The following is a 22,886-nucleotide window of genomic DNA, read 5'->3' on the forward strand; positions in this document are numbered from 1 at the left end:
GCGAGTAATGCGACATATTCTGCTTCTTTCTGTTCGAAATACGCATCGACTAGTTGTTCTCTCGCCCAACTTGCTGTACCAGCATTATTGGTATAGGCACTCGTNCCTGTTACNAAACCGTANAAGTAATTATATTGGTTTTCATCCATNAAGGATCCAAAATCGTANCGTTCCCAGATGAAATCTTTATATACCTGATAGTATTTATTCTTCTTACTGAACTCTGATTTCTCCCGCGCTTCATTCAGTAAGTTTGTAAGTTCCTGGACATCTTTGGGTTTAAATTTAAAATGCCCGCTCGGATCCACATAAATCAACGGATTATTCTCCACATACGAATACCGGTTCAAACTTAGCGGATTCGCGATGCTGCCTTGGTATGGGTCCTTGGAGACGAATCTTCCCGCATTCGGATCATACCAACGAGCTCTAAGATATTGGAGATCCGTCGTGTTGTCCCAGTATTCGCCCGAATAACGGAAGATGTTCGGAACCGTCTCTTCTTCAGTTTCCGGGTTGCCCCAGATGTCGTAAGTGTAGGTGTTGAGTTGGTTGCCCTGGCTGTCGGTCAGGCCAATGACGTCGCCGTGACCGTTGAGTTGGTAATACTGTACCTCGCCACCGGCCTGGTCCACGCGAGACCATAAACGTCCGCTCAGGTCGTAGATATAAGTATAGGTTACGCTTGGCGTGCCTCCGCTAACCTTGGCTTCGGCGATCAGCTTCGCGTCCTCATCATAATAATACCGGGTCCGGTTGGTCCCTTCCACACGTTCATAGAGTAAGCCGTCCCCGTTATAGACATAGCTCACTTCTTTGCCATCTTCCAGTTTTACCTTCGTTAATCGGTTCAGGCTGTCGAAGGTGAAGTTCGCATTCGTCAAGCCTCGGAGTTCTCGGCCTTCCACGGTTAACTGATTGCCGCGTGCATCATAAGCGTACCGTTTGTTCTTTAACCCGCTTTCGGTCTGAATTCGATTCAACGGATCATAAGTAAAGGTATCGACAGCACCGTTTTGCATACGGCTGATGATGTTCTTGTTAAGGTCATATTCATACCTAAACGTATGCCCGGTAGCTACACTCATCTTGGCCAAGCCATATGCCGCTTCGGTTACGGTCGCAGCATTTTCTTTTGCGTTTACAGCCGCTTTCTTCGCAGCAGCCGCAGCACCAGCGGTGACTGTCATCTCCGTCAAGTCATAGCCATCGTAGCCGTAAGACGTACTTGGTCCGTTAGCTGACGCACCTTCTTCCAGCAACCCGTTGGCCTTGTAGTCAAAAGTAATACGATCGATTTCTGCCAATGCCTTTGAGGCAGCAGTTAACGCAGACTTCCTAGTCCCCGCTGCATTTCTCACGACACCTAATGTGCTGACCCGGTTCATTTTATCTAACGTGTAGCTTGCGCCTGCTGCTTTTCCGGTGGTGTCCGTCAGCGTATACCCCGTACGCATTTGTTTATTGTAGGTATAATCAATACGCGTGCCATCCGGATACTGAATGGACATTAAGGATCCATTCAGCGGATCGTAGCTGTATACCGTACTCCCCGTGACATCGGTCATCCCCGTACGACGCCCCATCGCGTCATAGGTGTACTGAATCGTTTGATCCGGTGCCTGGATTTTTGTAAGCAAGTTGTCGCTGTTATATTGATACTCCGTAAACCGGCTTGAATGGTCTAACGATTTAATTAGATTCCCTCTTGAATCATAAAAATAAGCCTCCACCAAATGTTCTTCATTCATTTGGCGAATCAAGTTGCCCGCTTCGTTGTACTCTTTTTCCACGTATGTGTTATCTGGGTACTCGATCTTGATCAAATCGCCGGCCAAGCTATACGTATATTTCGTAACACGTTGCTCCGGATCGGTTATCGCCACAAGACGTCCTAATGCGTCATACTCATAAAGGGTTTGCTGCCCCTTACCGTCCGTCACGGACAGTGCATTTCCTTCCAGATCGTAAGTAGCTTGTTGCAATGGGGTAAACGCACCGTTCTTCCATTCTTCTACGGCTATAGTGTTCCCCAGCAAATCCAGCTTCTGTCGTTGCTTAACTCCTGCAGGGTCCGTGTAGGTTATTGTGCGATTCACCATATCATAGCTGGTATCATCCTGCGAGCCGTCAGCATAAAGCGTTTTTGTGAGTCGGTTGAACCCGTCGTAAGTAAATCTCGTGATGTTTAGTTCGGCATCGATTTGCTGGTCCAAGTTCCCTGCTTCATCGTAGGTGTATTCGAAGATGGCGTCATCCACCACTTCTTTAACCAAAAAGCCAAACGGATCATATTTCTCCAAGGTGACGATACCTTCCGGCCCGGTTGTCGTGACGATATTATGGTCATCGTCATATTGAACCGTGGTCTGGGACTGATCGCTGTACAGCGCCTTTATGACTCGTCCAAGTGCATCGTACGTGTAAGTCGTGACAGCTCCTGCTTCATCTTCCGCCGTAAGAAGATCCCCTGCGGCCGTATAGGTAAAATTCTGCTTCGTTTCGGTGTATGTTCCGTCAACCGCATGAATCACCATCGATTGTTTAGTAAGCAAGTGCTTCCCGTAAGGAGATGCATAAGAAAAGTTAACTGTATTCGTCCGCTTATCGTCCTTGATCTTCTTTACTAACGGATTGCCGTAATTATCATATTCCCAATCCGTTTGAGACAGCAGCTTGCCGGTAGCGCTATTTTCTCTTACCGAGGATTGAGACACGCTTCCCCGTTCATTGTATTGGAAACGATGGATACGCTTTTGGCCATCTCTGATCTTGGTTTGAACCTGATTCGGCAGAGACCAGAAGTAAGGAGCGGAGGAACCGGCATACTCGTAAATCGTCTCTTGTCCGGTACTCCAGTTTTCCGATAACACTTGTCCCTGTTCATTGTATCGATAGGTTGCCGTAAGAGGCTGCGATTCGCTGCCTCCTTGCGAATAGCTCTCCGTGACTTGCACAGGCACATTCCAGCCCTTCACATCATCATAACGAAATTGCCGCTTAAATCCCGTGGTTGCTTCTTCACTTCTCTGCTCATCAAGATACAACCGATCCGGCTGACCGCTGCCCAGAAAAGCCTTCCGAAATTTCAACGTATCTGTGGTTCGAGCTTCCTTAATCGTCGTGGTCCAGGCTGCGGCCTGCCCAAAGCTGTTCAAGTCTTCACCGGAATAACTAAACTCCACAGGGCGGAGGACAACATCTCCTAGCGGTGTCGAGTAGACATTTTTGCGCTCCTTCGCTTTAAAAACAAAGTCCGTTGCATACTCACCAATTTGCTTGCGAGCAGGTACGTAATCGAACTCAGTCGTTCCTGAAGCAGGATAGATCACGCGCATTAACAATGCCGAGCGCTTTACCGGCTGCTGCACCTCTTGATCCTTTAAAGCCGCCAAGAAATTATAACGAGATTCCGGATAGGTATAAAAATACTTGGTACTCCGGCCCAACGCATCTTTAACCTCTTTTAATACAGGTTGGCCGTTATCAACTGCTGTGTAGTACTCCATCTTCCGATCCGTGCCCGTTTGGGCTACCGTAACCTGACCGGCTGCATAGGCAAAAGTCAATTCATTGCCGTCACTGTTCTTGATTCGAGACAGGACTGTTGCGTTATTTTGGGCTGTATAGTAGAACTCAACCTGATTCCCATAGTTGTCAGCAATCAGAATGAGGTGGCCTGAAGCGCTGAAATAATACTGATTCCCGTTCAACACCGAAACCTTCGTATCGCTGGTCAGACCTCCAACTGTCTTGGTTGCGTCCGCGGTCAGCAACAGGTCATTCCATGGATACCCTTGCAGCTTCAGATCATCCGATAACGAATAACGCCCAATCCCCGGAAAATCCAAAATCCGCGTACCTTCCCGTTCTTCAATGAAAGGAAGCCCCCATCTCCAGCCCCGGCCTAGCGCAGAATCCCGCTCTTCCCGGCGGGCTGCTGTACGGTTCACGTAAGCTCCATTTTCCAATGCCACGCCGATTTCCTCACTGGCCCGCGCACTGTCATATATACGCGTTAGCCCAAAAGGAAGCGCCCCGGGCAAAGTTAAATCCGTAGCAAGGAGCCTCACGTCGCCAGTAGCAGCGTCAACCGAATCCTCGGCATAACCCATTTCATACATCGAAGATTCATCCAGCAGCGATAGTTGTTCGATAGCCAATTGATCGTAATCGTCAGCAGCGGCGAATACTACTGGAAGGCTGGACTTCTGCGCCGAAGATTCTTTGGCCTGCCCGGACGTTGGGAACAAGTCCGTAGCTTGTTCGATCTTCCACGCGGGCCTGAACTGAGAAATGGCCTTTTCATAACCGTCCTTTCCGCCAAGTAATGCCTGATAAATCTGATAAAGTGTATATCCTTTGGACAACTGCTCATCTATCCAGTTTTCATGAACGTCAAATTGACGAATGATCCCGGATACGGTCAGGAATTCAGTGGAAGCCGAGGAAGCGTTTGTTGAATTATCCGTTCCTCTGTGATCCGCAGCAGCGCCAAAAGACATGGCGTCCAATAAGCCCGTGCTAATCAGTGATATAGATAACACCAGACCGATGACTTTCTTAAACATCCTTAATCACCCCGTGAGTTTCGTTTTTGGTTCAATGTCGACACATTACTGGAACGGAAAGACTTTTTTCGTTCGATATTTCAAATTCCCATTCGGGTCATAGTCGTAAATCAACTTGTCTCCAGTTGGAAACAAAATCTCAGTAAGCCGTCCATCCGGACGATAGTTGAACTTTGCTTCTGGAAGCACCGTCATGATCGACGCCATTAGCTGCAGTTCAAGCGGGAGAGCGTTCTCCTCTTCAAGTTTCAAATAGTACGTCTTGCCGGCCTGAAGAGCGAATTCCAGAACGGTGTAATCGAGTCCGAACTCCTGCTCATTCTCGTTGCTCGAGGCAAGCGCAGTACGCAAATTCGGTTGATCGTACAACGTAAGGATCGGTTGAATCGCAAAATTTTGCAGCTCTTTGGTTGCAAAACGGTACCTTCCTGTTTCAGGAGCTGTAAATCGGTAATAGCCGCTCTGTCCGGCTTGTTTGTACACGTATAAAACCTGACGATGCAGCAAGTCCTCAAACACGCACTCCTCTACGTGCACAAATTCGAAGTTGTGGTAAGGAGCTGTGAAAAGAACCGCGTTAGCCGAAGTCGTCTTCACTTGGATCGTCCCACCTGCTGGTACATCGTACGAGGTCGCGGTTTGATTCCCTTGCCGGACGATGTTTCCATAGGCATCCAGAATCGTGAAGTCAAAGTACCGGTTAGCCGAAATGTTAGCATTGGTCGTCAGCTTTGCCTCAAAGTTGCCGATGTTTTTAAATCCGATCCGTTGTTCCGGTTCCAGTACACGTTTCAACAATGCCGGTTCTGCACTTGGGCTTGCTTGAAAAGCTTGTCCATAGGTGAAGGTTACGGCTCGATCCGTAGTTACCGTCACCACAACCTGGCTGTTCGCGGGTACGGAGAGATTACCGTCCTGATCAAATTTCGCTGTATCCGGAGTACCGTCCGCCCGATAAATTGCGTAGTCGTACCCCGTACCCAGACTAGCCTTCGCATCGCTGGTCAAGGTCTGAGGGGAAGCCTGCAAGTTGGTGAATAGATAGCTTTCATTTTGGTACAAAGTCACCCGTTTAACCGTCGGATCCTCGCCCGCCGTGCCTGTGAACGAGGTATATACCGCCCCGAACGTAATCGGAGCCGCCAGCGGAGTTACCGTAATGGTGTAGCCTGCTGAAACTTGCACAGACGTGTACCGGCTTGCGCCTTCACTATGCACGGTTCCATCCGGACGCCGGATGACATAGGCAAATTCATTTGTATTCATGGTGGCGTTGCTATACAGGAATTCTGTTTCATTGCTTATATTTTTATAGGTATAAGCATTACCCGGAGCAACCGTAGCCCGAAGCAATGCAGGATTTGCCGAAGAAGCTACTGTGATCGTGTCCGTATAAGAGATCTTCACCGGACTTGCAGATTGACCAGTAATAATTGCATACCCTCCGGCAGGAATCGTCACATTCCCTGTTTCTTCAAACGATACACTATAGACACTGCCGTCAGCGCGGTAAACGGCGGCGTCATAGATGCCTCCAACATCCCGCGCATCACTGTTGATAACAATCGACTTTGAGCCTGTGTTGCTAAACGTATAAGACTCACCTAACCGAACGATTTGTTTGGAGATCGCCTCCCCCGGTTTGTCCTTCCACGAGAACAGGCGATAATTTGCACCGAAGGTTACCGGAGCCGAAACTGCCGTAACAACAATCGAGTTCCCACTAGATACCTGCGGGTCTGTATACGTATTTTCCCGTTTTCCTTGCTGCGTTCCGTCTGGATAGTACTCCACCCAATCAAATCGGTTGCTGGAGGTTGCATTGGACCGCAATGTACGAAGGCTTGAAGAGATATTCGTAAATTCGTAGCTCTCGCCTTGCGAGAGAGTTACCCGGAAGTGAGACGGCTCCGCACTGACTTCAGCAGAAAAATCGTCCGTATAATCAAAGGTTACAGGGACCGACCCTTGCACGGTAATGATCGCAAACCCGCCGGGAGGCAGCTGTGGTGTACTAATCGAATCAAAGCCCTGGGAGTAGTAGCTGCCATCCGCCTCATAAACGGTATAATCGTACAGGCCATCCACCTCTCTGGCATTGTTATTCACAGGATTACGAAGTGTGCCATTATTGGTAAATTTGTAAGAAACACCTGGAGATAATGTTACTCGGCTAATAGCGTCATCCTGGCGATTACCGCCCATAAAGGATCTGTACGGACCCCCAACCCGGACCGGATTATCGGTAAGAAGAGTTAGCGTCATATACCTTCCCACGGCTACCAAAGGCATGGTCGAGGTATTCGTTCCCCGTGAGGTTTCCGTACCATTCGCGTCATAAACTACATAGTCAAATTTGTCCTTGGTGGTTCCAGAATGTTCAATTCGATCCGATTTCGTACCTACGTTTGTAAACTTATAGCTCTCTCCCGGATACAGCAGCACACTGTCATAGGCTGGTTCATCCGTTTCATACCCAATGAAGCCTTCGTAAGGGACACCTACCGTTACTGGTTCTTCTGAGGCTCCGGTTAAAATAATCGAATCACCCACGCTGAAGGAAGGCTTGGTATATGTGTCAAAACTTGACTTCTCTAGGGACCCATCTTCTTTATAAACCGCGTAATCGTAACGTTTCCCGTTTGTTGAAGTCGCGTCACTCATAATAGATCGACCTGCATAAGCTTGATTGGAAATGAAGTAGCTCTCTCCTCGGCGTAACGTCTTTTTTAACAGGGCAGGAACCGGGGAGTAAGCATATGAAAGTTCCGAATTAAAACTGACCGTCAGAGGATAAGGATAATCCACAGTAATGACCGTGGTACCCCCTTTGGATAGCACGCTTGCACTGCCAGTATGGGCGAGATCATCATAAGTTACCTTGCCTTCACTGTTGTAAGAAACATAATCATAGCGAATATCATTGCTGGATTTGGCATCCGTTGTAATCGAGATTAAGTTGGATGTATCGTTTGTAAATCGGACGCTCTCCCCCGGATAGATGACTAATTCCGTCTTCTCAGCAGCGAGTAGATAAACGCTATTCGTTACGGTATATACATCCTTCGTCACGGATGGGCTAGAATTGTGTTCAACAGGTGGCTTTACCACCCCAAGGGAATTCCAGCTGGATTCTCCTTCTGCCCTTAACGATACCGGCCCCAAACTTCCTAAAAACAACAGGGCGACAAGACAAGTTAATATTGCTTTGCTCCTCCTCATACAATTTCCCTCTCCTTCCATATTAAGGATTTTTGATTCATATCTCTTATCGGATCTCCTATTTAGTTGATAAATAGGAATATTGTACCTACATGTTCTTAGCTCAACTTCATCACCTCCCTTCCGAACCTTGCTCTTCTCATTGCAGTGCCCTTAATTGCAATAAAAAAAGAACCACGATAAATCTATCGCAGCCCTACAAAGTTAATGTTATGTGACCGACACTAACATTTTATTCTTTATCATCCAGCTCTATCGGTCTATAAGCGGACATGCAAAGGACAGAAGGCGGTCAAATAACGGACAGTTTTGTATAGAAGATGACTTATCATGGATCTATCTATGGATTAAATCAACACATAAGGTCGAAAAAATCCGTACAAGGCATATAAATGAATTGTCGAGCTCCATAGTCGAAAGGTAAAATATAGTTATCAAGCAGATAAAGGAAGGTGATCGTTTGCCCTTTACCATTGACAATACGATTCTTCTCTTCTCCCTGCTGTTGTTCATCGGAGTGTTTACCACCAAGTTTTCCTCGCGGCTCGGCTTGCCTTCCCTCGTATTCTTTATTGCTGTCGGCATGATCCTAAGTAAGTTTATTTACTATGACAACGCCGTGATCACCCAGCTCTTTGGCATCATGGCACTGATTGTCATCTTGTTTGAAGGCGGGCTGCAAACCAAGTGGCAGAACGTCCGTGGCGTATTGGCTCCTTCCTTGTCGCTGGCGACCCTCGGGGTTGTGCTGACCACGCTGGTCATTGGGGCTTGCGCAAAATACATCCTGGACGTCACTTGGCTGGAAGGTATGCTGTTTGGTTCGATCGTCGGTTCAACGGACGCCGCGGCTGTATTTGCAGTGCTCGGCGAGAAAAACATCAAGCAGAAGCTCACCTCCACCCTTGAGGTTGAATCCGGGTCGAATGACCCGATGGCTGTCTTTTTAACCGTCTCAGTCATCCAGCTGATCCAATCCCCGAATGCTAGTATGTTCACGATGATTTTGAGTTTTTTCTGGCAGATGGGCTTGGGGTTGGCGATGGGCTTGCTCTTAGGAAAAATCGCGGTTTGGTGCATCAACAAAATCAACCTCGATTCCTCCGGGCTGTATCCCGTGTTAGCGATGGCTTTTGCGATCTTTACCTACAGTTCTACGTCCTTGCTCAAAGGGAGCGGACTTCTTGCCGTCTATGTCATGGCGATGTGGGTTGGTAACGCCGACCTCACCTACCGCCACTCCATCTTCCGGTTTAACGAAGGCTTTGCCTGGATGATGCAAATCCTCATGTTTATTCTGCTTGGACTTCTGGTCTTCCCCGCTGATCTCATTCATATCATCTGGCAAGGCATGGCGTTATCCATCTTATTGATGTTTGTCGCCCGGCCGATCGGTGTCTTCCTCAGTACGATGTTCATGAAATTTAACGTGAAAGAGAAGCTCCTGATCTCTTGGGCCGGACTGCGCGGTGCAGTGCCGATCGTGCTGGCCACTTACCCACTTATCGCCGGCGTTGAAGATGGCCACCTCTTTTTCAATGTTGTCTTCTTCGTTGTGTTGACCTCCGCTTTAATTCAAGGGGCGACGATCTCGCCTTTAGCAAATCTTCTAGGCCTGTCCGAGGGCAAGAAAACCATAGTTCCACATGCACTAGAGCTGGTATCTATGGGCAAAACCAATCACGAAATTGTAGAAATCCAAGTCAGCGAAAATTCTGCCGCAGACGGACAAGAGCTCAGGCAGCTGAAAATGCCGCAGGATTCGTTAGTCAACGCCATTATCCGCGACCAGAAAATGATCACCCCAAGAGGCCACACCCGCTTGCAAGCCGGGGACACCTTATATGTTCTGGCGCGAAAAGGACAAACCGATGAGATCAAAGCGCTGTTTCATGAGCAGGTGTTTTTGCAGGAGAGTAGTTGAGAGAGGGAACAGAACATCTGTGAAGAAATGACTTGGTATCCATTTTTCTATGCCTTATACTTGAATGTGATTGTTAATATTTGGGAGGGCATAGATGGAATGCAGAAATACAGTAATATCATTTGCAGTTTGATTCTCGCTGCTGCTTTTCTAGGAGGATGCTACATCTTAGCTGAACGGGGAGAGGACAAGTCCGAGGAGGAGGTTCATGCCAAGACGGATATCGCAAATAAGTCGATCTTAACCGAAAGTGAATTAGCCGATTACCTAGGCATTCCCATGAGTGACCTGCAGGACCTTCTGGAGTTGGATCGGAAGAAAAGAGAAAATTTACAGGGCACACGCTCATGTGATACTTACTCGATTTTACCTAGCATGGTCTTGCCTAACCGGAGTCATCTCTTCTTGAAGAGCAAAGTAGATAAATGGGCGGAGTATCAAATCATGCACGGATTGTGAGGCGGGAAATTTTGAGGAGAGATAAGAGCGTTGGCACCCCAAAAAAAGATCCAACAGAAGAGAAAAAAGGGCACAGAGGGGCACTAACGACTATGAAACGAAGAACTATGCTGCTCTTGATTCCCCTTGGGATTCTCGCCATGATCGTACTTTTTCTAAACGTGTATCCCACGCTGGTCAGAAACACGAAATATGATCTCCAGCTCGGGTTTGTCCAAAACCAAGAATTCCCTAGGATCAACGATCCTTCGGATCATTTTAAGAACGAGGCCCGGCTTATCGCCATGGCCATCTATCCGGACAAGAAGGAAAGCCTACGTCAGGCTCAGTTATATGTCACCAAACGCGGAGACAGCGAAATCCTTCAGGTTGAGACCATGAGAGAGACGGCGGATTTAGCGGCCTTTGAAATGCGGCTGAACAATCTGCAGTGGGAACCCGGAGAGTACACCTTGTACTTCAAACGCGGCACGGATATTCAGATGAAGCTTGATTTTACGTTGGAGTAGTGGATGCTCGTCAGCCGAATAAACGAAAATAACCCGCCCAGGTTAGCGCCAAGGGTGCGGGTTATTGATCCAAACCATCTAAAGCATATCATGGCAGTTTCATTCCTGCAATTTACGAGTTAGCCAGTGCTGTTCTATTAGTGAACTTCACTTGAATTACCATCAATTTTTTTATATGCCTGTCCAGTGGAATACCATTTTTTCTGCTTCTTCAAATTGGTCATCCCGGCTCAATACAAAACCATGACTGCTATCGGTCTCTCTTCTTGCCATTACAGATACACCTGCCTGTAATAACCTTTACGCATACTTTTCCGCATCTTCTCCACGGTAATTATTCCAACAAGAAAAATTTACAGCTTCAGGTAACCCAATCAGCATTTCGTGCGATTCTAAGATCAGAGACGCGGTGGGGGCCAGTCTGTCATCCTTGTCAATATAAGCGTCGTAATACAGTTGAGACAGTCGTGCATACGCCGTCGGATCGATATCCTTTTCCTCGTCTACAAAAGCACTATTTATTCAGGATGGCAATAGAGGCGGATCATTCTCCGATTGAACAACATTGGGAGAAAACGCTTCGGCTAGTTATCCATAGGGGGAAGCAACGGTCGGCATCGCCCTGTTTAACCACCTCAAACTGCTAATTCTGGACGAGCCGACTAACGCCCTCGTTCCTATCGGCATTCAGGAACTTCGGGGAGCTGATGATGATTTTTCACGTATTGATTTTCCGTCCATAACTACACAAGACTGTCCTAATCATACTTAAAGCCGGCAAGCAGTTGGGGAAGGGCTTGCCCGCCTTGATGATGAGTTGGCTTGAATATTGTTTGAGCGAGTCGAAGAAATTATCTCGAAACGCTCTCAATTTATCAAAATTCTCGCTATTATCCCAAATTTGTTAATTGATCAAATTATTGTTATAATGAATTAAGTTATGAACGGGGAGGGAACTTTCATGATTGACGATCACGGGAAACCTTTTTCTGACTCTGCTGATCCACACGGTGCTAAAGCTTATTTTGACACAAACGAAAAAAAGTTGCATTCTCATGGTGTTCCTGGACTTCGGAGACAAATTACAAATTTATTGATTTTAGTTGGTATAATTGCAGTAATTATTCTGTTGAGCAAAATCTTATAATTACTATATACTATCTAAAGAAAAGCCGTTGTTTTTGCAACGGCTTTTCTCTATTTTGTTTCTATGGCAGGAAAGTAAATCCGTCTAATGTTCTTGCAGTTGTTTCATGAATATACTTCGAGTCAATTCTCAATACTCCTACGCCCTGAAGTACCGCTGCTCCAAGAATTGCACCCTCAGTAACATACTTAGGGCTTGCTGAATAATCAAAAAATCCTTATCTCACAAGGGTTTAGAGACACTTTTGTCGAATTCATCTGCAAAGAAAACACGGAAAATCGGTAAAAAACCTTGCAGATGGAGTGAGCGAAAGTGTTCGTGCTGAATCGAGATATGGCAGACTTGTTGGAAAACTTCTATTTGCCCTTTGGCGGAAAATTAAATCCAACCAATCGGTGGGTGCAGCTTGCGGCGATCATCCCTTGGGACAAAGTAGAAGAGAAATATGTGAGCTCGTTCAAGTCCCCAGCCATCGGCCAAAAGGCGTACTCGGCACGTATCGCCCTCGGCTCGCTCATCATCAAGGAGCGCCTTGGTTTAAGTGACCGCGAGACCACCTTACAAATCCAGGAAAATCCATATTTGCAGTTCTTCTTGGGCTACACCGCGTATGTCGATGAAGTGCCGTTTCATCACTCCCTGCTCACGCATTTTCGGGAACGGCTCGGCTTGGAAATCCTAGCTGAAGTCAACGACTGGATCGCCCAAGCCGCGCTGCAAGCAGAGCGAGAGGTCGAGGCGAAACCGAAATCGTCCAAGCGAGATCGCGATGACGATGACAACGACGCGGGCGGCTCGCAGCTCACCATGGAGGTAGGGGACGCTTTCTCTATTCCCGAGGAGCCCCCTGTTGTGGCGAAGAAACCCCGCAACATGGCGAAAAAGCTACACGTCCTGCCATCTACAGCCGCACCGACAGCGGAAGTCATGAACAAGGGCACCCTCATGCTGGATGCGACATGCGCGCCTGCGGACATCAAGTATCCGACTGACTTGGGGCTGCTGAATCACGCCCGTGAAATCCTGGAAGACATCATCGACGTGCTGCACCGTCCCCATGTCGGAGCGATGGAGAAGCCGCGCACGTACCGCGAGAAAGCCAGAAAATCGTACCTGAGTGTTTCCAAGCAACGCAAGGCATCGGGCAAGGTGATCCGCAAAGCGATCAAAAAGCAACTTGGCTACGTGGGACGGAATCTGCGGATTATTGAAGCCCTCGTGAAGTATACGCCTCTCACGGAACTGAGCAAAAGACACTATCGCCAGCTTCTGATCATCTCGGAGCTCTACCGTCAGCAGCGCGAAATGATGGAGAAGAAAACACATATCGTCGCCGATCGCATCGTGAGTATCGAACAGCCGCATGTACGTCCGATGGTTCGAGGCAAAGCTGGAGCGAACGTGGAGTTCGGCGCCAAAATCGCCGCCAGTCTGGTGGACGGTTACGCCTGGATCGAAACGGCACAATGGGACAGCTTCAACGAGGCAACCACGCTGCAAGCATCGGTGGAAGCGTACAAACAACGATTCGGGTATTATCCCGCCGTCATTCTAGCCGATAAAATCTACCGCAATCGAGACAACCTGAACTATTGCAAAACGCTAGGGATTCGCCTTAGTGGCCCGAAGCTCGGCAGACCCTCGAAAGAGCAAAGTGAAGTCGCCGATCGTCGGCAAGAGCGCCAGGACGCTGTACAGCGTAATGCGATCGAAGGAAAATTTGGAGAAGGCAAGCGCAAATTGGGCCTAGGTCGCATTCGGGCGCGTGGCGCCGAAACCAGTTTGACCGTCATCGCCCTTCAGTTTCTGGTCATGAATCTGGAGCGGCGACTGCGGGTTCTCTTTTTGCATTTTTTCAGACTGCTTGGGTTTAGAGACTTACGTTGGGTGTAAATGGAACGAATCTTGTTCAGCAAGCCCTACTTACCAATTACTGTTCCGGCTTCAGGTGACCCCTCACAAATGAACCGATCCCCACACTTACATTTATAGAGGCCAGGGGTAACTTCCCAGTGAATGCGATTATAATCTTCATCACATAGGAAGGCAAATCCTTGAGGTCTCATTTGGTGATTACCTGCATAATAAGTACATGTTGCTTCTGGCATAATCAACAACTCCTTATTTTGATAACATTTTGATTTTGGGTATTAAAAAGCTTTAGGGCCACTATCTTTTAAAACAAACAAATTTTCTCTCCCCTTCCACTAGAGCATTCCCATCTTGATCGCTTTGCTGACTAGTAACCAGACGATCTTTGTGAACGTCGAATACAGATAGAGCGTGTGCCGTCGTCCTTCAATTTGAAGCTTATCCCCGCTCCAAGAGGCAGCCCCTCAGTGATAACGTCGGCAAACAGCACACGATAATGTCACAGACTGATCTCCGACTGCAGTCTCCGGAAAGGACAAAATGCACAGAGACTGAAACCTCCGCTTGAAGCAGCGGCTAAGCTCCGGTTCTACTCCGACTCAACAGCCGCACGAATAGTCTCGTAGAAGACAAACCTTCGTAGTCCCGATCGGGGTCTATAACAGTAGCTCCAAGGTCATCTGCATCATCTCACCTACCTTCGCTTGCTTTTGCTTTTCCCCACTTGTGTTCCATGGATCACTCTGCCGTCTCCCTTTTCGACGAGTCCTCCGATTATCCACTGTTACACACCTTTCCCATATAGCACCTACCTAGCCTCACATCCGATACAATGGGCTCGTCCGAAGCAATAGCTAGCCGTATGATTTCTGGAACTGGTGAGAAAAAAACAGGACCGAGAAAATCTCACTCTCGGCCCTGCTTAAGGATGAAGATCTATCTTTCGACACTATCATTTTATTTCAGTTCAGCGACCGTCATCGGCCCTTAAGCGGACAAACAACGGAACGAAAAAGGTCTGATAGAGGTCAGGAAAAGAGTAAAAAAGTCGACTAAACTGCCAAGCTAAAGGATATCAACAATTCATAAAATAGTTCTGTATGACAAATAACCGCAATCCTTATCAAATTCTTATAATTCCCCCTTACCATAGGTTCCAGAATGGATGAAAAGGATGAGTACACATGAACCATAACCTTATTCTGCAGACGCAGAACCTATGTAAAAGCTTTAAGGGGCAGCAAGCCGTCAATAACGTCTCGCTCGCGATTCAGGAGAACTCCGTGTACGGATTGCTGGGACCCAACGGTGCTGGGAAATCCACCTTGCTTAAAATGCTGACCGGCATGCTGCGGCCGACTTCCGGTGAGATTCAATTTCTAGGCGCCCCCTGGTCGCGCGAGCATTTATCCCAAATCGGCGCTCTTATTGAGTCGCCTCCGCTCTACGAGAATTTAACGGCCCGAGAAAATCTCAAAGTGCGGACTACACTTCTTGGTCTACCGGACATTCGCATCGATGAAGTGTTGCAGACGGTGGGTTTAACGAACACTGGGAAAAAACGCGCCGGCCAGTTCTCCATGGGAATGAAGCAGCGGCTGGGGATCGCCATTGCCCTGCTCCACCGCCCCAAGCTGCTGATTCTTGACGAGCCCACCAACGGTCTCGATCCGTTTGGCATTCAGGAGCTGCGCGAGCTGATTCGCTCTTTTCCAAAGATGGGGATCACGGTTATCTTGTCCAGCCACGTCCTATCCGAAGTAGAGCAAATCGCGGATCACATCGGCATTATTGCCGGAGGCGTGCTGGCTTATCAAGAGGCAGTTACTCCGGGAGAACATCTTGAATCCCTATTTATGCAAATTGCTCGTGAGCACCAGAAAGGAGAGCAATAAGATGCAAGCTTACCTCCGTGCAGAATTTCTTAAAACCAAACGAACTTTTACGAGAAAACTGACCTGGCTAGCCCCTCTGCTCACCTTGCTGCTATGCGCGGTATTGATGGGCGGACGCTTCTTTCAAATCGCCAGCTACAACTGGTGGTATACCCTTTTGCTTCCCGGAGCGCTCACTTTGATGTGCACGGGTGTAATCCAAAAAGACAGCAAAAAGCTAAAATATCGAGCGATCCTCGGATTGCCGGTGCCTCTGCCCAAGATTTGGCTCGTTAAAATCGGCGTGATCGCCGGGCTGTTATTGGTTTCCTCGGTCATTTTAATGCTCGGGATTGCGCTTAGCGAGCTAGTCTTCCCTGGTGGATTGACTTTAGCGGATCACGCTTTGGGCAGCTTGCTGCTCTTTCTGACCTTCCTTTGGCAGATCCCGCTCTGTCTGTTCTTAACCGACCGGATCGGCATGTTTGCTACGATGATCGTGAATGTGCTGGGGAACATCGCCTGCAACGTTCTGTTGGCTACGACGGCGTATTGGTGGGCTGTGCCCTATGCGATTCCGTCTCGGCTGATGTGCGCCGCGATCGGCGTGCTTCCTAACGGGTTGCCGGTTCCCGAAGGTGATGCCTTATGGGACAAGAGCGTTATTTTGCCAGGGGTGTTGATCACGCTTAGCCTGTTCTTCCTGCTGTGCATCTTGACGATGCGTGTATTCCGCCATCGGGAGGCCAAGTAATATGAGCACCTACTTCCGTTGTCTCCGATCTGAACTTATCAAGCTCCACAGACAACCAACCCTGTGGGTGCACTTGCTCGTCCCGCTGGCCGTGATCGTGATTTTCTTAGGTTATTACGCCTATACTCCGTTTACGCCAGCTTCTAAAGTGAGCGGTTATTTGCAGGTGCTTGCGGTTTCTTTTCCAACGATGATCGGTATCATCTGTGCCATCGCTGCGGACCAGGAGGCTACCGCCGGAAACTATCAGCAGCTTCTCACCTTGCCGAACCGCCTTATTGCCCTGGCTGGTAAGCTGACCGTGCTTCTCCTGCTGGGCTTAGGCAGTACAATTCTGGCTTCGGTGGGGTTCGGAGTTGGCTTCCTGTATTTATTGTCTCAATCTCCGTATGGGCTCACGTTCTATATCGAAGCCGCGGGGCTCCTGTTCGGAAGCAGCTTGTTTCTCTATGCTCTGCACCTCTACGTGGGTCTGCGCTTTGGCAAAGGGGCATCCATCGGTCTTGGGATTCTGGAGAGCCTCGTGTCTGCCCTCCTGCTGACCGGTCTTGGGGATCATAACTGGATCTATATCCCTTGCGCCTGGGCTGCCCGGTTCGTTAGCCTTTGGATGCAATACGGGGTCGCGAACACTGCCTCCCTCCCGATCCCGGCGAGCTCTTTGCTTGAACCCGGAATCCTTACCTGTCTTACAGGAACCTTGGCAATCATGGTATTCTTAGGAGTGTGGTTCCGGCGATGGGAAGGTACGAGATCGCTGGACTAAACTTAGATCTCATCAATAAAGAAGGGATAGAACATGGCCCATATTCTTGCGGTAGATGATGATCCAGCCGTACTGACCTTAATTCGGAATATTTTGCAAAAAGAAGGACATCTCGTCACAGCTCTCTCCTCTCCTTCTGATGTGTTAACGCTGCAATTGGGAAGCTTTGACCTGATCGTGCTGGACGTGATGATGCCGGAGTTGGACGGGTTCACCCTCTGCCGGCAAATTCGCAGCAAGGTCGACTGCCCCATCCTGTTTCTGACTGCCAAATCCATGGAAAATGATCTGGTGGAGGGCTTAAGCATCGGGGCGGACGATTATATCATCAAGCCGTTTGGCGCAGGCGAGTTAAGGGCGCGAATTGCTGCCCACCTCCGCCGGGAAAGCCGGGAACGGCGCAGCGTTCTCTTGATCGGCGAAGTACATTTCAACCTGTCGGGCAAGGAGATGCGGGTGCGGGATACCCTCATCCCGTTGACCAAAAGCGAATATGCCATCTGCGAATTTTTGGCATTACATCGGGGGCAGGTGTTCTCGAAGGATCAGATTTATGAATCCGTGTTTGGATTCGATGGAGAAAGTGAAGTTTCTACTATCGTCGAGCATGTCAAAAATATCCGTGCCAAGCTGAACCAAATGAACGTGAATCCGATTGAAACCGTGTGGGGGATAGGTTACCGATGGAAATAGCCCGAGTCACGCCAGGACCGAAAGAAACCAAGCTGCGTACGCTGTTTCTTAAATATTTAGCCGCTTTTTGTCTGGGAACGATTGGGCTTGCCCTATTGCTAGCCTTGATCTTTATGGGGTTGCTGTTCTCGGGAGTCGTTCTCCCGGCAGACTATGCCGAGAAGCAGGTGGAGGACGTCAAGTCTCGTCTCACGGCGGGACAGGAGGTACGGCTAGACTCGCCCTCTGCGTTGTACCAATATGCGAAGTACACGGTGGACGGGAAGCTCCTGGAACACAGCTTATCCGCCAAGCAAAGTGAGACGGCGTGGAAGCGTATGGAGGGGGGCCAAGCGAAAGGTTACTCTTTCCTATATCATTATACGAAGGTGACGCATGGCCAAGAGGTCTATATCTTCCGGTATTCTCTTGCGGCCCAGTTTAACTTAGAGCCCCTGCGCCGCTTGATGCCTAGTGCGGAACTGGCCTTTTTTGTGCTGTTCTGCATTCTCTTTCTGCTTCAAGCCGTTCTGTTGGCCTCATCGTTTGGACGAAAGTTAGCTCGCAAAATGAGCGGACTCCAGGAGGCAACCCAGCGCATTCAGGAGCAGGAGCTGGACTTCTCCATCCAATACAGCGGGATCGCTGAAATTGACCAAGTGCTTAGGTCCATGGATCAGATGCGGGATGCCCTGAAGAGCTCGCTGGAGCAGCAATGGAATCTGGAGCGCCGCCGCCGGGCTCAAATCTCAGCGCTCGCCCATGACGTCAAAACTCCGCTCACCATCGTTCGCGGCAATGTTGAGCTCCTCTCGGAAACGGAGCAGTCGGACGAGCAACGGGAATACACCGAATATATCGCCCAAAGCGCCCGCCAGATGGAAGCTTATATCAAGACCTTGATCGAAATCACGAATACGGAAACTGCGGCTTCCTATCAGCCCGTCAACCTCGATCTGAAAGAGTTCATCCATGCGCTCGAAGTCCAGATGCAGGCTCTCGCCGCAGTTAAAGAGCTTTCCGTCGCAGTCCACTTCGTTGGCGAACTGCCGGACGAGTTCTATGCCGATCCTGTCTTGTTGGAGCGCGCCCTCATGAACGTCATCGCCAACGCCATGGATCACGCTCCGGCGAAGAGTAAAATCACGCTATCGGTGGAGGCATTGGGCGATCGGATTCAATTCCGCGTGACCGACGAAGGTCCGGGCTTCTCGCCCGAAGCGCTCAAGTACGCCACCGAACAATTCTATATGGGCGACCCCTCCCGCCGAAGCAACGGACACTACGGCATGGGCCTCTATATCACCCAATTTGTTGCCCAATTGCATGGGGGTGAACTGCATCTCGCCAACTCTCAGGTGACAGGCGGGGGCGAGGTGACGATGGAGGTGCCGGTGTATCCTTAAATTTCTTACATGGCTCCCCCTCCTGGCTGTGCCCAGGAGGTTTTTATTCTCTCCTTAAGTCACTTCAATTCTTGCACCAGTTTTTAATTATTTGGTCAGTCCGTTCTCGGAAAAGGCATCGGTTCGAATTACAAATGCCACCTCTTGGATGTCGTGATCCCAACTACACAATAGCCGGAAACCTCTCAAGACAGCGCCTGGTTCATAATCCTTACTGTCTGAGCTCGCATAGGCCAGCATATTCTCCTTAAGAACAAACGAAGCTGTACCATGATCGAACTTCAACTCAAGCCTACTAAACTCGGGTATCTTATATTTCATCTTCCCTTCTTCCGTCAAAATATAATCAATCAGCTCGTACGAGCCTGGTTCAGTTGTTTGGTCATGAAATTTTATTTGAATCGTTTCTCCTAAATTAACATAGGGAAGATCTGCAACATTATTTTCCATAATGGATTGAAAAGGAGTCATATTACTGTAATCCGACTTTTCCACGTTCTTTGAAATAATAACCGGATTAATATCCTGATTATTGGCCTTTACTTCTACAGGATTCCCCTCACCACCAGCCTTGGCAGAATTGTTATCACCACTACAAGCCGTGACCGTGATGAGTAGCGCCAAACTGAAAACCAGAAGCACGATTTTTTTCAATATCTATCTCACTTCCTTTATTATTTAAAATCGGTCCTATCCACGTTCGAAGATAGGACCTCTTAACTCGCTCGAAAAAAAGTTCCTTTAATTATTAAAAAAATCAATTAATCCATGTGCAATTGATGGGGCAATGATGTTTTTCGTCCGAGAATAAATGAATACAAAGATTAGATGCATTAAACCTTTCAACAATAGATCGAACCAGTCGTGTGTTATAAACTCATAAAGGCTCATCTCGGATCGGACCATATGAAAAGGAATATGTAGGATTGCGAACATAAATGAACCTGTAAAAATTGCAAGGTATTTATTACTAATAAGAGTAAAAATTCGTGTTTGAAGATATCCCCGAAATATAACTTCCTCGGCAAATCCAATTATAACAATATAATATATAAGTTGTAACAGCGCATTCCCTAGGCTAAGTTGAATAGTATAATTCCCTTTTAAATATCCAAATATCGGTAATGCATTTAATGGTACAGCAGCGATTAGTCCAATAATAATAGATTTAAGTATCTTGAATTTAGTAATTCCAATGGTCGATAGAGAATGCCCACGAAATAATAAAATCAACATAATAGGGAGTAATTGAAATACGAACATGGGAACACTTAGTATAATTCTTAATAAACTAATATTATTAATATATTTGGACGTCTCATATAATAAATTCGTGCTGAACATCATTACCCCAAACAGATACGTACACGTCATTAGATACACATAATACAAAATCAGAATAATACCATCTTTTTTATTCACATTTATGGTATCTTCATAAGAAAATAGATTGAGTCGTTTCTTCACTTCCATTAGATCTCCTAAGTAGTTATTTTTCTGTCTCAACTATCAAAATTATTTTCTGATACTAATCTAATTTTCTAGCTGAAACTAACAGTTCACTGGTTATGGGATTTATATTTAAGTTTGGAAACGTAGACTATAATTTTCTGTTATATTCACAGCATTGTTTATTTTTCCATTACTTATTTGTAGAACTCGGTCAGTACTATAGATGATTTTTTGGTGATGTGTTTTATAAAGAATAGTCGAGTCATTACATTCTCTACGAAAGTTTCCCCATACGATTTGTTCTGTCAAATCATCAAGCCCGGAAGTAGGCTCATCCAATATGGTATTTAATCCTTCAGTTTTATCAAATAAATATTCTAATTTGACCTGATTTAATACCTTCCTAATATTATCTATATCAATCTGTTCTTCTTTCAACCCCTAGGTAATATTTTCTAATAAGCTACCTCTAAAAATAGAACTTTCATCTAGCATAAATCCTATTGTAGTTTTTTCACTACTTTTATTCTCTTCCATTGATATTGTTCCTTGGTACTTATATGAAGCGAATCTGTTCGCCAAGCAGCGTTTCCCCAACCTGCGGATGCTGGCGCGTTTCCACCACAATATCCATATTCAAGCTGCCAATGACCGCCACTTTCGGTTTATTCATCGCACTCTATCCTTCCTGAAAATTGGGTATCTTTATCTTATTTAGGATTAAACGCCAACGTCGAGTCTCTGGCGATCAGCCAAATCAATCCGCTCACGGCAAACAAGCCCAGAGATAAAGTAAGCCAATTCAGCCCCGTTAATGAGTAGCCCAAGCCACCTGTCATCATGCCGCCAGAAAGGACGATCAGGACCAGTCCAGGAATCGTAAAAATATAATCCGCGACCATCACGTTCTTAGCCGCATTGTGCATAATTTGGGGATTCCCGGTCCGGTCTGCCCGGCTCTTCCAAAATGCCGCCGTGATGATATTTCCCACCATCAATAAGACACCTAGTACATGCAAGGTTAACCATAATCCCACAACCGATCACCCTTTCTCTTCCCGTTCTCTAACGGGGCTCAATATGTTCGTCATCAGTGAAGTTAAGTCCTGTGCATTAACCAGCGCGTGCACGTTCGGAATTCTTGCACGAATTCGGAATCCCAGCGTCATCAGCGTGAACAACTCAGCCGTTTTGTCCGCCTCAACGGTTTCGGGAATAACGCCGTGCTGCTGACCCGTTTCAATCCAGAGCTGAGATAAGTAAACGGTCCGCTCATAATACTGCTCCAAATAACAGTCGCTGTATCATAACCACTTCCTCGGCAAATGACCTAATTCATTTACTAATTTGGAATATATAGTAATATATGAAGAGGGATTTTCCACTAAAAGGTTGAGGTTACTATGCTAAAAATGATTGGAATGGAAATCAAGCAGTTTATTCGGACTCCGTTGTGGATGGCTCTATTTGCTTTAACCATCGTTGCAGCTATATTTTTGCCAAGGTCAAGCTTAACTGATCTCTCGGTTGTGCCTGGCCTAGTCTATTTTATGATGGTGATGTCCCTTCTATTTTCAATCTATGGCGCGGAAATTGCACGAATGGAAATCAACAACCATGCTGAGGAGCACCTTTTCGTAACACCTAAGTATGCCTTATATCATCGAAGTAAGCTCCTGTATTGGTTGACGCTGTCTGCTGCCATTTACTTTCTTTTCTATATAACTGTTATGGCCTACATCGGAATTACTTACAACAATATCACCAAGTCAGACATCCTGGATTCCCTGCTCTATACGGTGTTATGTTGGTTCATTCCCTTTTTCTACTCCATCATCCTGGGATATCTTGTGTACCGAAGTCTTCCTGGCATTTATAGCTATTTGATCATGATTTTTTTGTGGTTCTTAACCATGCCTTATAATTCCATGTTGGGCTTTATTCCACAAACCTTGGGTGGTTGGCTGATTAACGGGGACCCGAATATGATTCTAATCTTCTCCTCCAGTCCGTTGCTATGAACGTTTTTGTCAAGCCCTCGGTTTTAANTCTGCCTGAGNACGTGGCGCGAGAGCAAAAATGCGAGCGACGGTCGGCACGCTGCTATCCGTGGGTTGGTTACCACATGTTATGCCTTCGTCAGGGAGAGCCCTTGCAAGCTAGAAACGCACGTTCAGTTTCTTTCAAAACCTAGTGCAAACGGACAACGCAAATTCTCTCCTGAACCTTCGTTTGCTCCCGGGCCTCGTGCTCCGGCG

Annotated in this window: 17 protein-coding genes and 1 pseudogene; 12 read left to right on the forward strand and 6 right to left on the reverse strand. The window is 47.4% G+C overall.

The features are described 5' to 3' along the window. On the reverse strand, positions 1 to 4,571 hold a 4,571-nt coding region (locus tag M891_RS24205), incomplete at its 3' end, for an RHS repeat-associated core domain-containing protein (RefSeq protein ID WP_232228380.1). A 45-nt stretch (positions 4,572 to 4,616) separates the two neighbouring features. Then, entirely contained in the window at positions 4,617 to 7,682 is a 3,066-nt protein-coding gene (locus tag M891_RS0119485) for a hypothetical protein (RefSeq protein ID WP_232228381.1), read from the reverse strand. Positions 7,683 to 8,253: 571 nt separating this feature from the next. Between M891_RS0119485 and M891_RS0119490 the strand changes: the two genes are divergently transcribed. The 11 genes and pseudogenes from M891_RS0119490 to M891_RS0119535 all read left to right on the forward strand — a co-directional run bounded on the left by M891_RS0119490 (position 8,254) and on the right by M891_RS0119535 (position 19,176). Then, entirely contained in the window at positions 8,254 to 9,717 is a 1,464-nt protein-coding gene (locus M891_RS0119490) for a potassium/proton antiporter (RefSeq protein WP_028539978.1), read from the forward strand. Between the two features lie 99 nt (positions 9,718 to 9,816). Continuing rightward, entirely contained in the window at positions 9,817 to 10,176 is a 360-nt protein-coding gene (locus M891_RS0119495) for a hypothetical protein (RefSeq protein ID WP_028539979.1), read from the forward strand. A gap of 92 nt (positions 10,177 to 10,268) precedes the next feature. After that, a complete protein-coding gene (locus M891_RS0119500; protein ID WP_139816702.1) occupies positions 10,269 to 10,685 on the forward strand; it encodes a hypothetical protein in 417 nt (138 codons plus the stop codon). A 610-nt stretch (positions 10,686 to 11,295) separates the two neighbouring features. Next, positions 11,296 to 11,385 (forward strand): annotated as a pseudogene (locus M891_RS26195) (lantibiotic ABC transporter ATP-binding protein); the annotation flags it as partial. A gap of 261 nt (positions 11,386 to 11,646) precedes the next feature. Continuing rightward, a complete protein-coding gene (locus M891_RS25070) occupies positions 11,647 to 11,832 on the forward strand; it encodes a hypothetical protein (RefSeq protein ID WP_232228382.1) in 186 nt (61 codons plus the stop codon). A gap of 312 nt (positions 11,833 to 12,144) precedes the next feature. Continuing rightward, positions 12,145 to 13,725, forward strand: a complete 1,581-nt coding sequence (locus M891_RS0119510) for an IS5 family transposase (RefSeq protein ID WP_375256423.1) — start codon at positions 12,145 to 12,147, stop codon at positions 13,723 to 13,725. Positions 13,726 to 14,888: 1,163 nt separating this feature from the next. Then, on the forward strand, positions 14,889 to 15,599 hold the full coding sequence (locus tag M891_RS0119515; protein WP_028539982.1) for a lantibiotic protection ABC transporter ATP-binding protein: 711 nt from the start codon (positions 14,889 to 14,891) through the stop codon (positions 15,597 to 15,599). Between the two features lies 1 nt (position 15,600). After that, positions 15,601 to 16,332 carry a lantibiotic immunity ABC transporter MutE/EpiE family permease subunit gene (locus M891_RS0119520; protein WP_028539983.1) on the forward strand — a complete coding sequence of 244 codons (732 nt, stop codon included), beginning with the start codon at positions 15,601 to 15,603 and terminating at the stop codon, positions 16,330 to 16,332. Between the two features lies 1 nt (position 16,333). Continuing rightward, entirely contained in the window at positions 16,334 to 17,098 is a 765-nt protein-coding gene (locus tag M891_RS0119525; protein WP_028539984.1) for a lantibiotic immunity ABC transporter MutG family permease subunit, read from the forward strand. Between the two features lie 33 nt (positions 17,099 to 17,131). Next, positions 17,132 to 17,791, forward strand: coding sequence for a response regulator transcription factor (locus M891_RS0119530; protein WP_028539985.1), 660 nt, complete (start codon positions 17,132 to 17,134; stop codon positions 17,789 to 17,791). Continuing rightward, positions 17,782 to 19,176: a sensor histidine kinase gene (locus tag M891_RS0119535; RefSeq protein ID WP_028539986.1), complete on the forward strand. Its 1,395-nt coding sequence runs from the start codon at positions 17,782 to 17,784 to the stop codon at positions 19,174 to 19,176. The genes M891_RS0119530 and M891_RS0119535 overlap by 10 nt, the downstream gene beginning before the upstream one ends. Positions 19,177 to 19,263: 87 nt before the next feature. Here the strand turns inward: M891_RS0119535 and M891_RS24725 are convergent, their stop codons facing one another. The 4 genes from M891_RS24725 to M891_RS24220 all read right to left on the reverse strand — a co-directional run bounded on the left by M891_RS24725 (position 19,264) and on the right by M891_RS24220 (position 21,917). Continuing rightward, positions 19,264 to 19,830: a hypothetical protein gene (locus M891_RS24725; RefSeq protein WP_051417126.1), complete on the reverse strand. Its 567-nt coding sequence runs from the start codon at positions 19,828 to 19,830 to the stop codon at positions 19,264 to 19,266. Between the two features lie 87 nt (positions 19,831 to 19,917). Then, positions 19,918 to 20,649, reverse strand: coding sequence for a CPBP family intramembrane glutamic endopeptidase (locus tag M891_RS26200; RefSeq protein WP_016314432.1), 732 nt, complete (start codon positions 20,647 to 20,649; stop codon positions 19,918 to 19,920). A 689-nt stretch (positions 20,650 to 21,338) separates the two neighbouring features. Next, positions 21,339 to 21,665, reverse strand: a complete 327-nt coding sequence (locus M891_RS24215) for a DUF2269 family protein (RefSeq protein WP_232228383.1) — start codon at positions 21,663 to 21,665, stop codon at positions 21,339 to 21,341. A 6-nt stretch (positions 21,666 to 21,671) separates the two neighbouring features. Continuing rightward, positions 21,672 to 21,917: a hypothetical protein gene (locus M891_RS24220; protein ID WP_028539987.1), complete on the reverse strand. Its 246-nt coding sequence runs from the start codon at positions 21,915 to 21,917 to the stop codon at positions 21,672 to 21,674. A gap of 114 nt (positions 21,918 to 22,031) precedes the next feature. Between M891_RS24220 and M891_RS0119565 the strand changes: the two genes are divergently transcribed. Continuing rightward, positions 22,032 to 22,649 (forward strand): hypothetical protein, encoded by a 618-nt coding sequence (locus M891_RS0119565; RefSeq protein ID WP_028539988.1) that lies wholly within the window; start codon positions 22,032 to 22,034, stop codon positions 22,647 to 22,649. The last annotated feature ends 237 nt before the right edge of the window (positions 22,650 to 22,886 follow it).

It is taken from the genome of Paenibacillus sp. J14 (assembly GCF_000518465.1).
GTDB classification, from domain to species: domain Bacteria; phylum Bacillota; class Bacilli; order Paenibacillales; family Paenibacillaceae; genus Fontibacillus; species Fontibacillus barengoltzii.

Excerpts from the sequence above, each read along its gene's own strand:
- M891_RS0119535 (WP_028539986.1), top strand. The coding sequence starts at position 17,782 with ATGGAAATAGCCCGAGTCACGCCAGGACCGAAAGAAACCAAGCTGCGT.
- M891_RS26200 (WP_016314432.1), bottom strand. The coding sequence starts at position 20,649 with ATGGAAGTGAAGAAACGACTCAATCTATTTTCTTATGAAGATACCATA.
- M891_RS0119530 (WP_028539985.1), top strand. The coding sequence starts at position 17,132 with ATGGCCCATATTCTTGCGGTAGATGATGATCCAGCCGTACTGACCTTA.
- M891_RS25070 (WP_232228382.1), top strand. The coding sequence starts at position 11,647 with ATGATTGACGATCACGGGAAACCTTTTTCTGACTCTGCTGATCCACAC.
- M891_RS0119515 (WP_028539982.1), top strand. The coding sequence starts at position 14,889 with ATGAACCATAACCTTATTCTGCAGACGCAGAACCTATGTAAAAGCTTT.
- M891_RS0119525 (WP_028539984.1), top strand. The coding sequence starts at position 16,334 with ATGAGCACCTACTTCCGTTGTCTCCGATCTGAACTTATCAAGCTCCAC.
- M891_RS0119500 (WP_139816702.1), top strand. The coding sequence starts at position 10,269 with ATGAAACGAAGAACTATGCTGCTCTTGATTCCCCTTGGGATTCTCGCC.
- M891_RS0119565 (WP_028539988.1), top strand. The coding sequence starts at position 22,032 with ATGCTAAAAATGATTGGAATGGAAATCAAGCAGTTTATTCGGACTCCG.
- M891_RS0119495 (WP_028539979.1), top strand. The coding sequence starts at position 9,817 with ATGCAGAAATACAGTAATATCATTTGCAGTTTGATTCTCGCTGCTGCT.
- M891_RS0119520 (WP_028539983.1), top strand. The coding sequence starts at position 15,601 with ATGCAAGCTTACCTCCGTGCAGAATTTCTTAAAACCAAACGAACTTTT.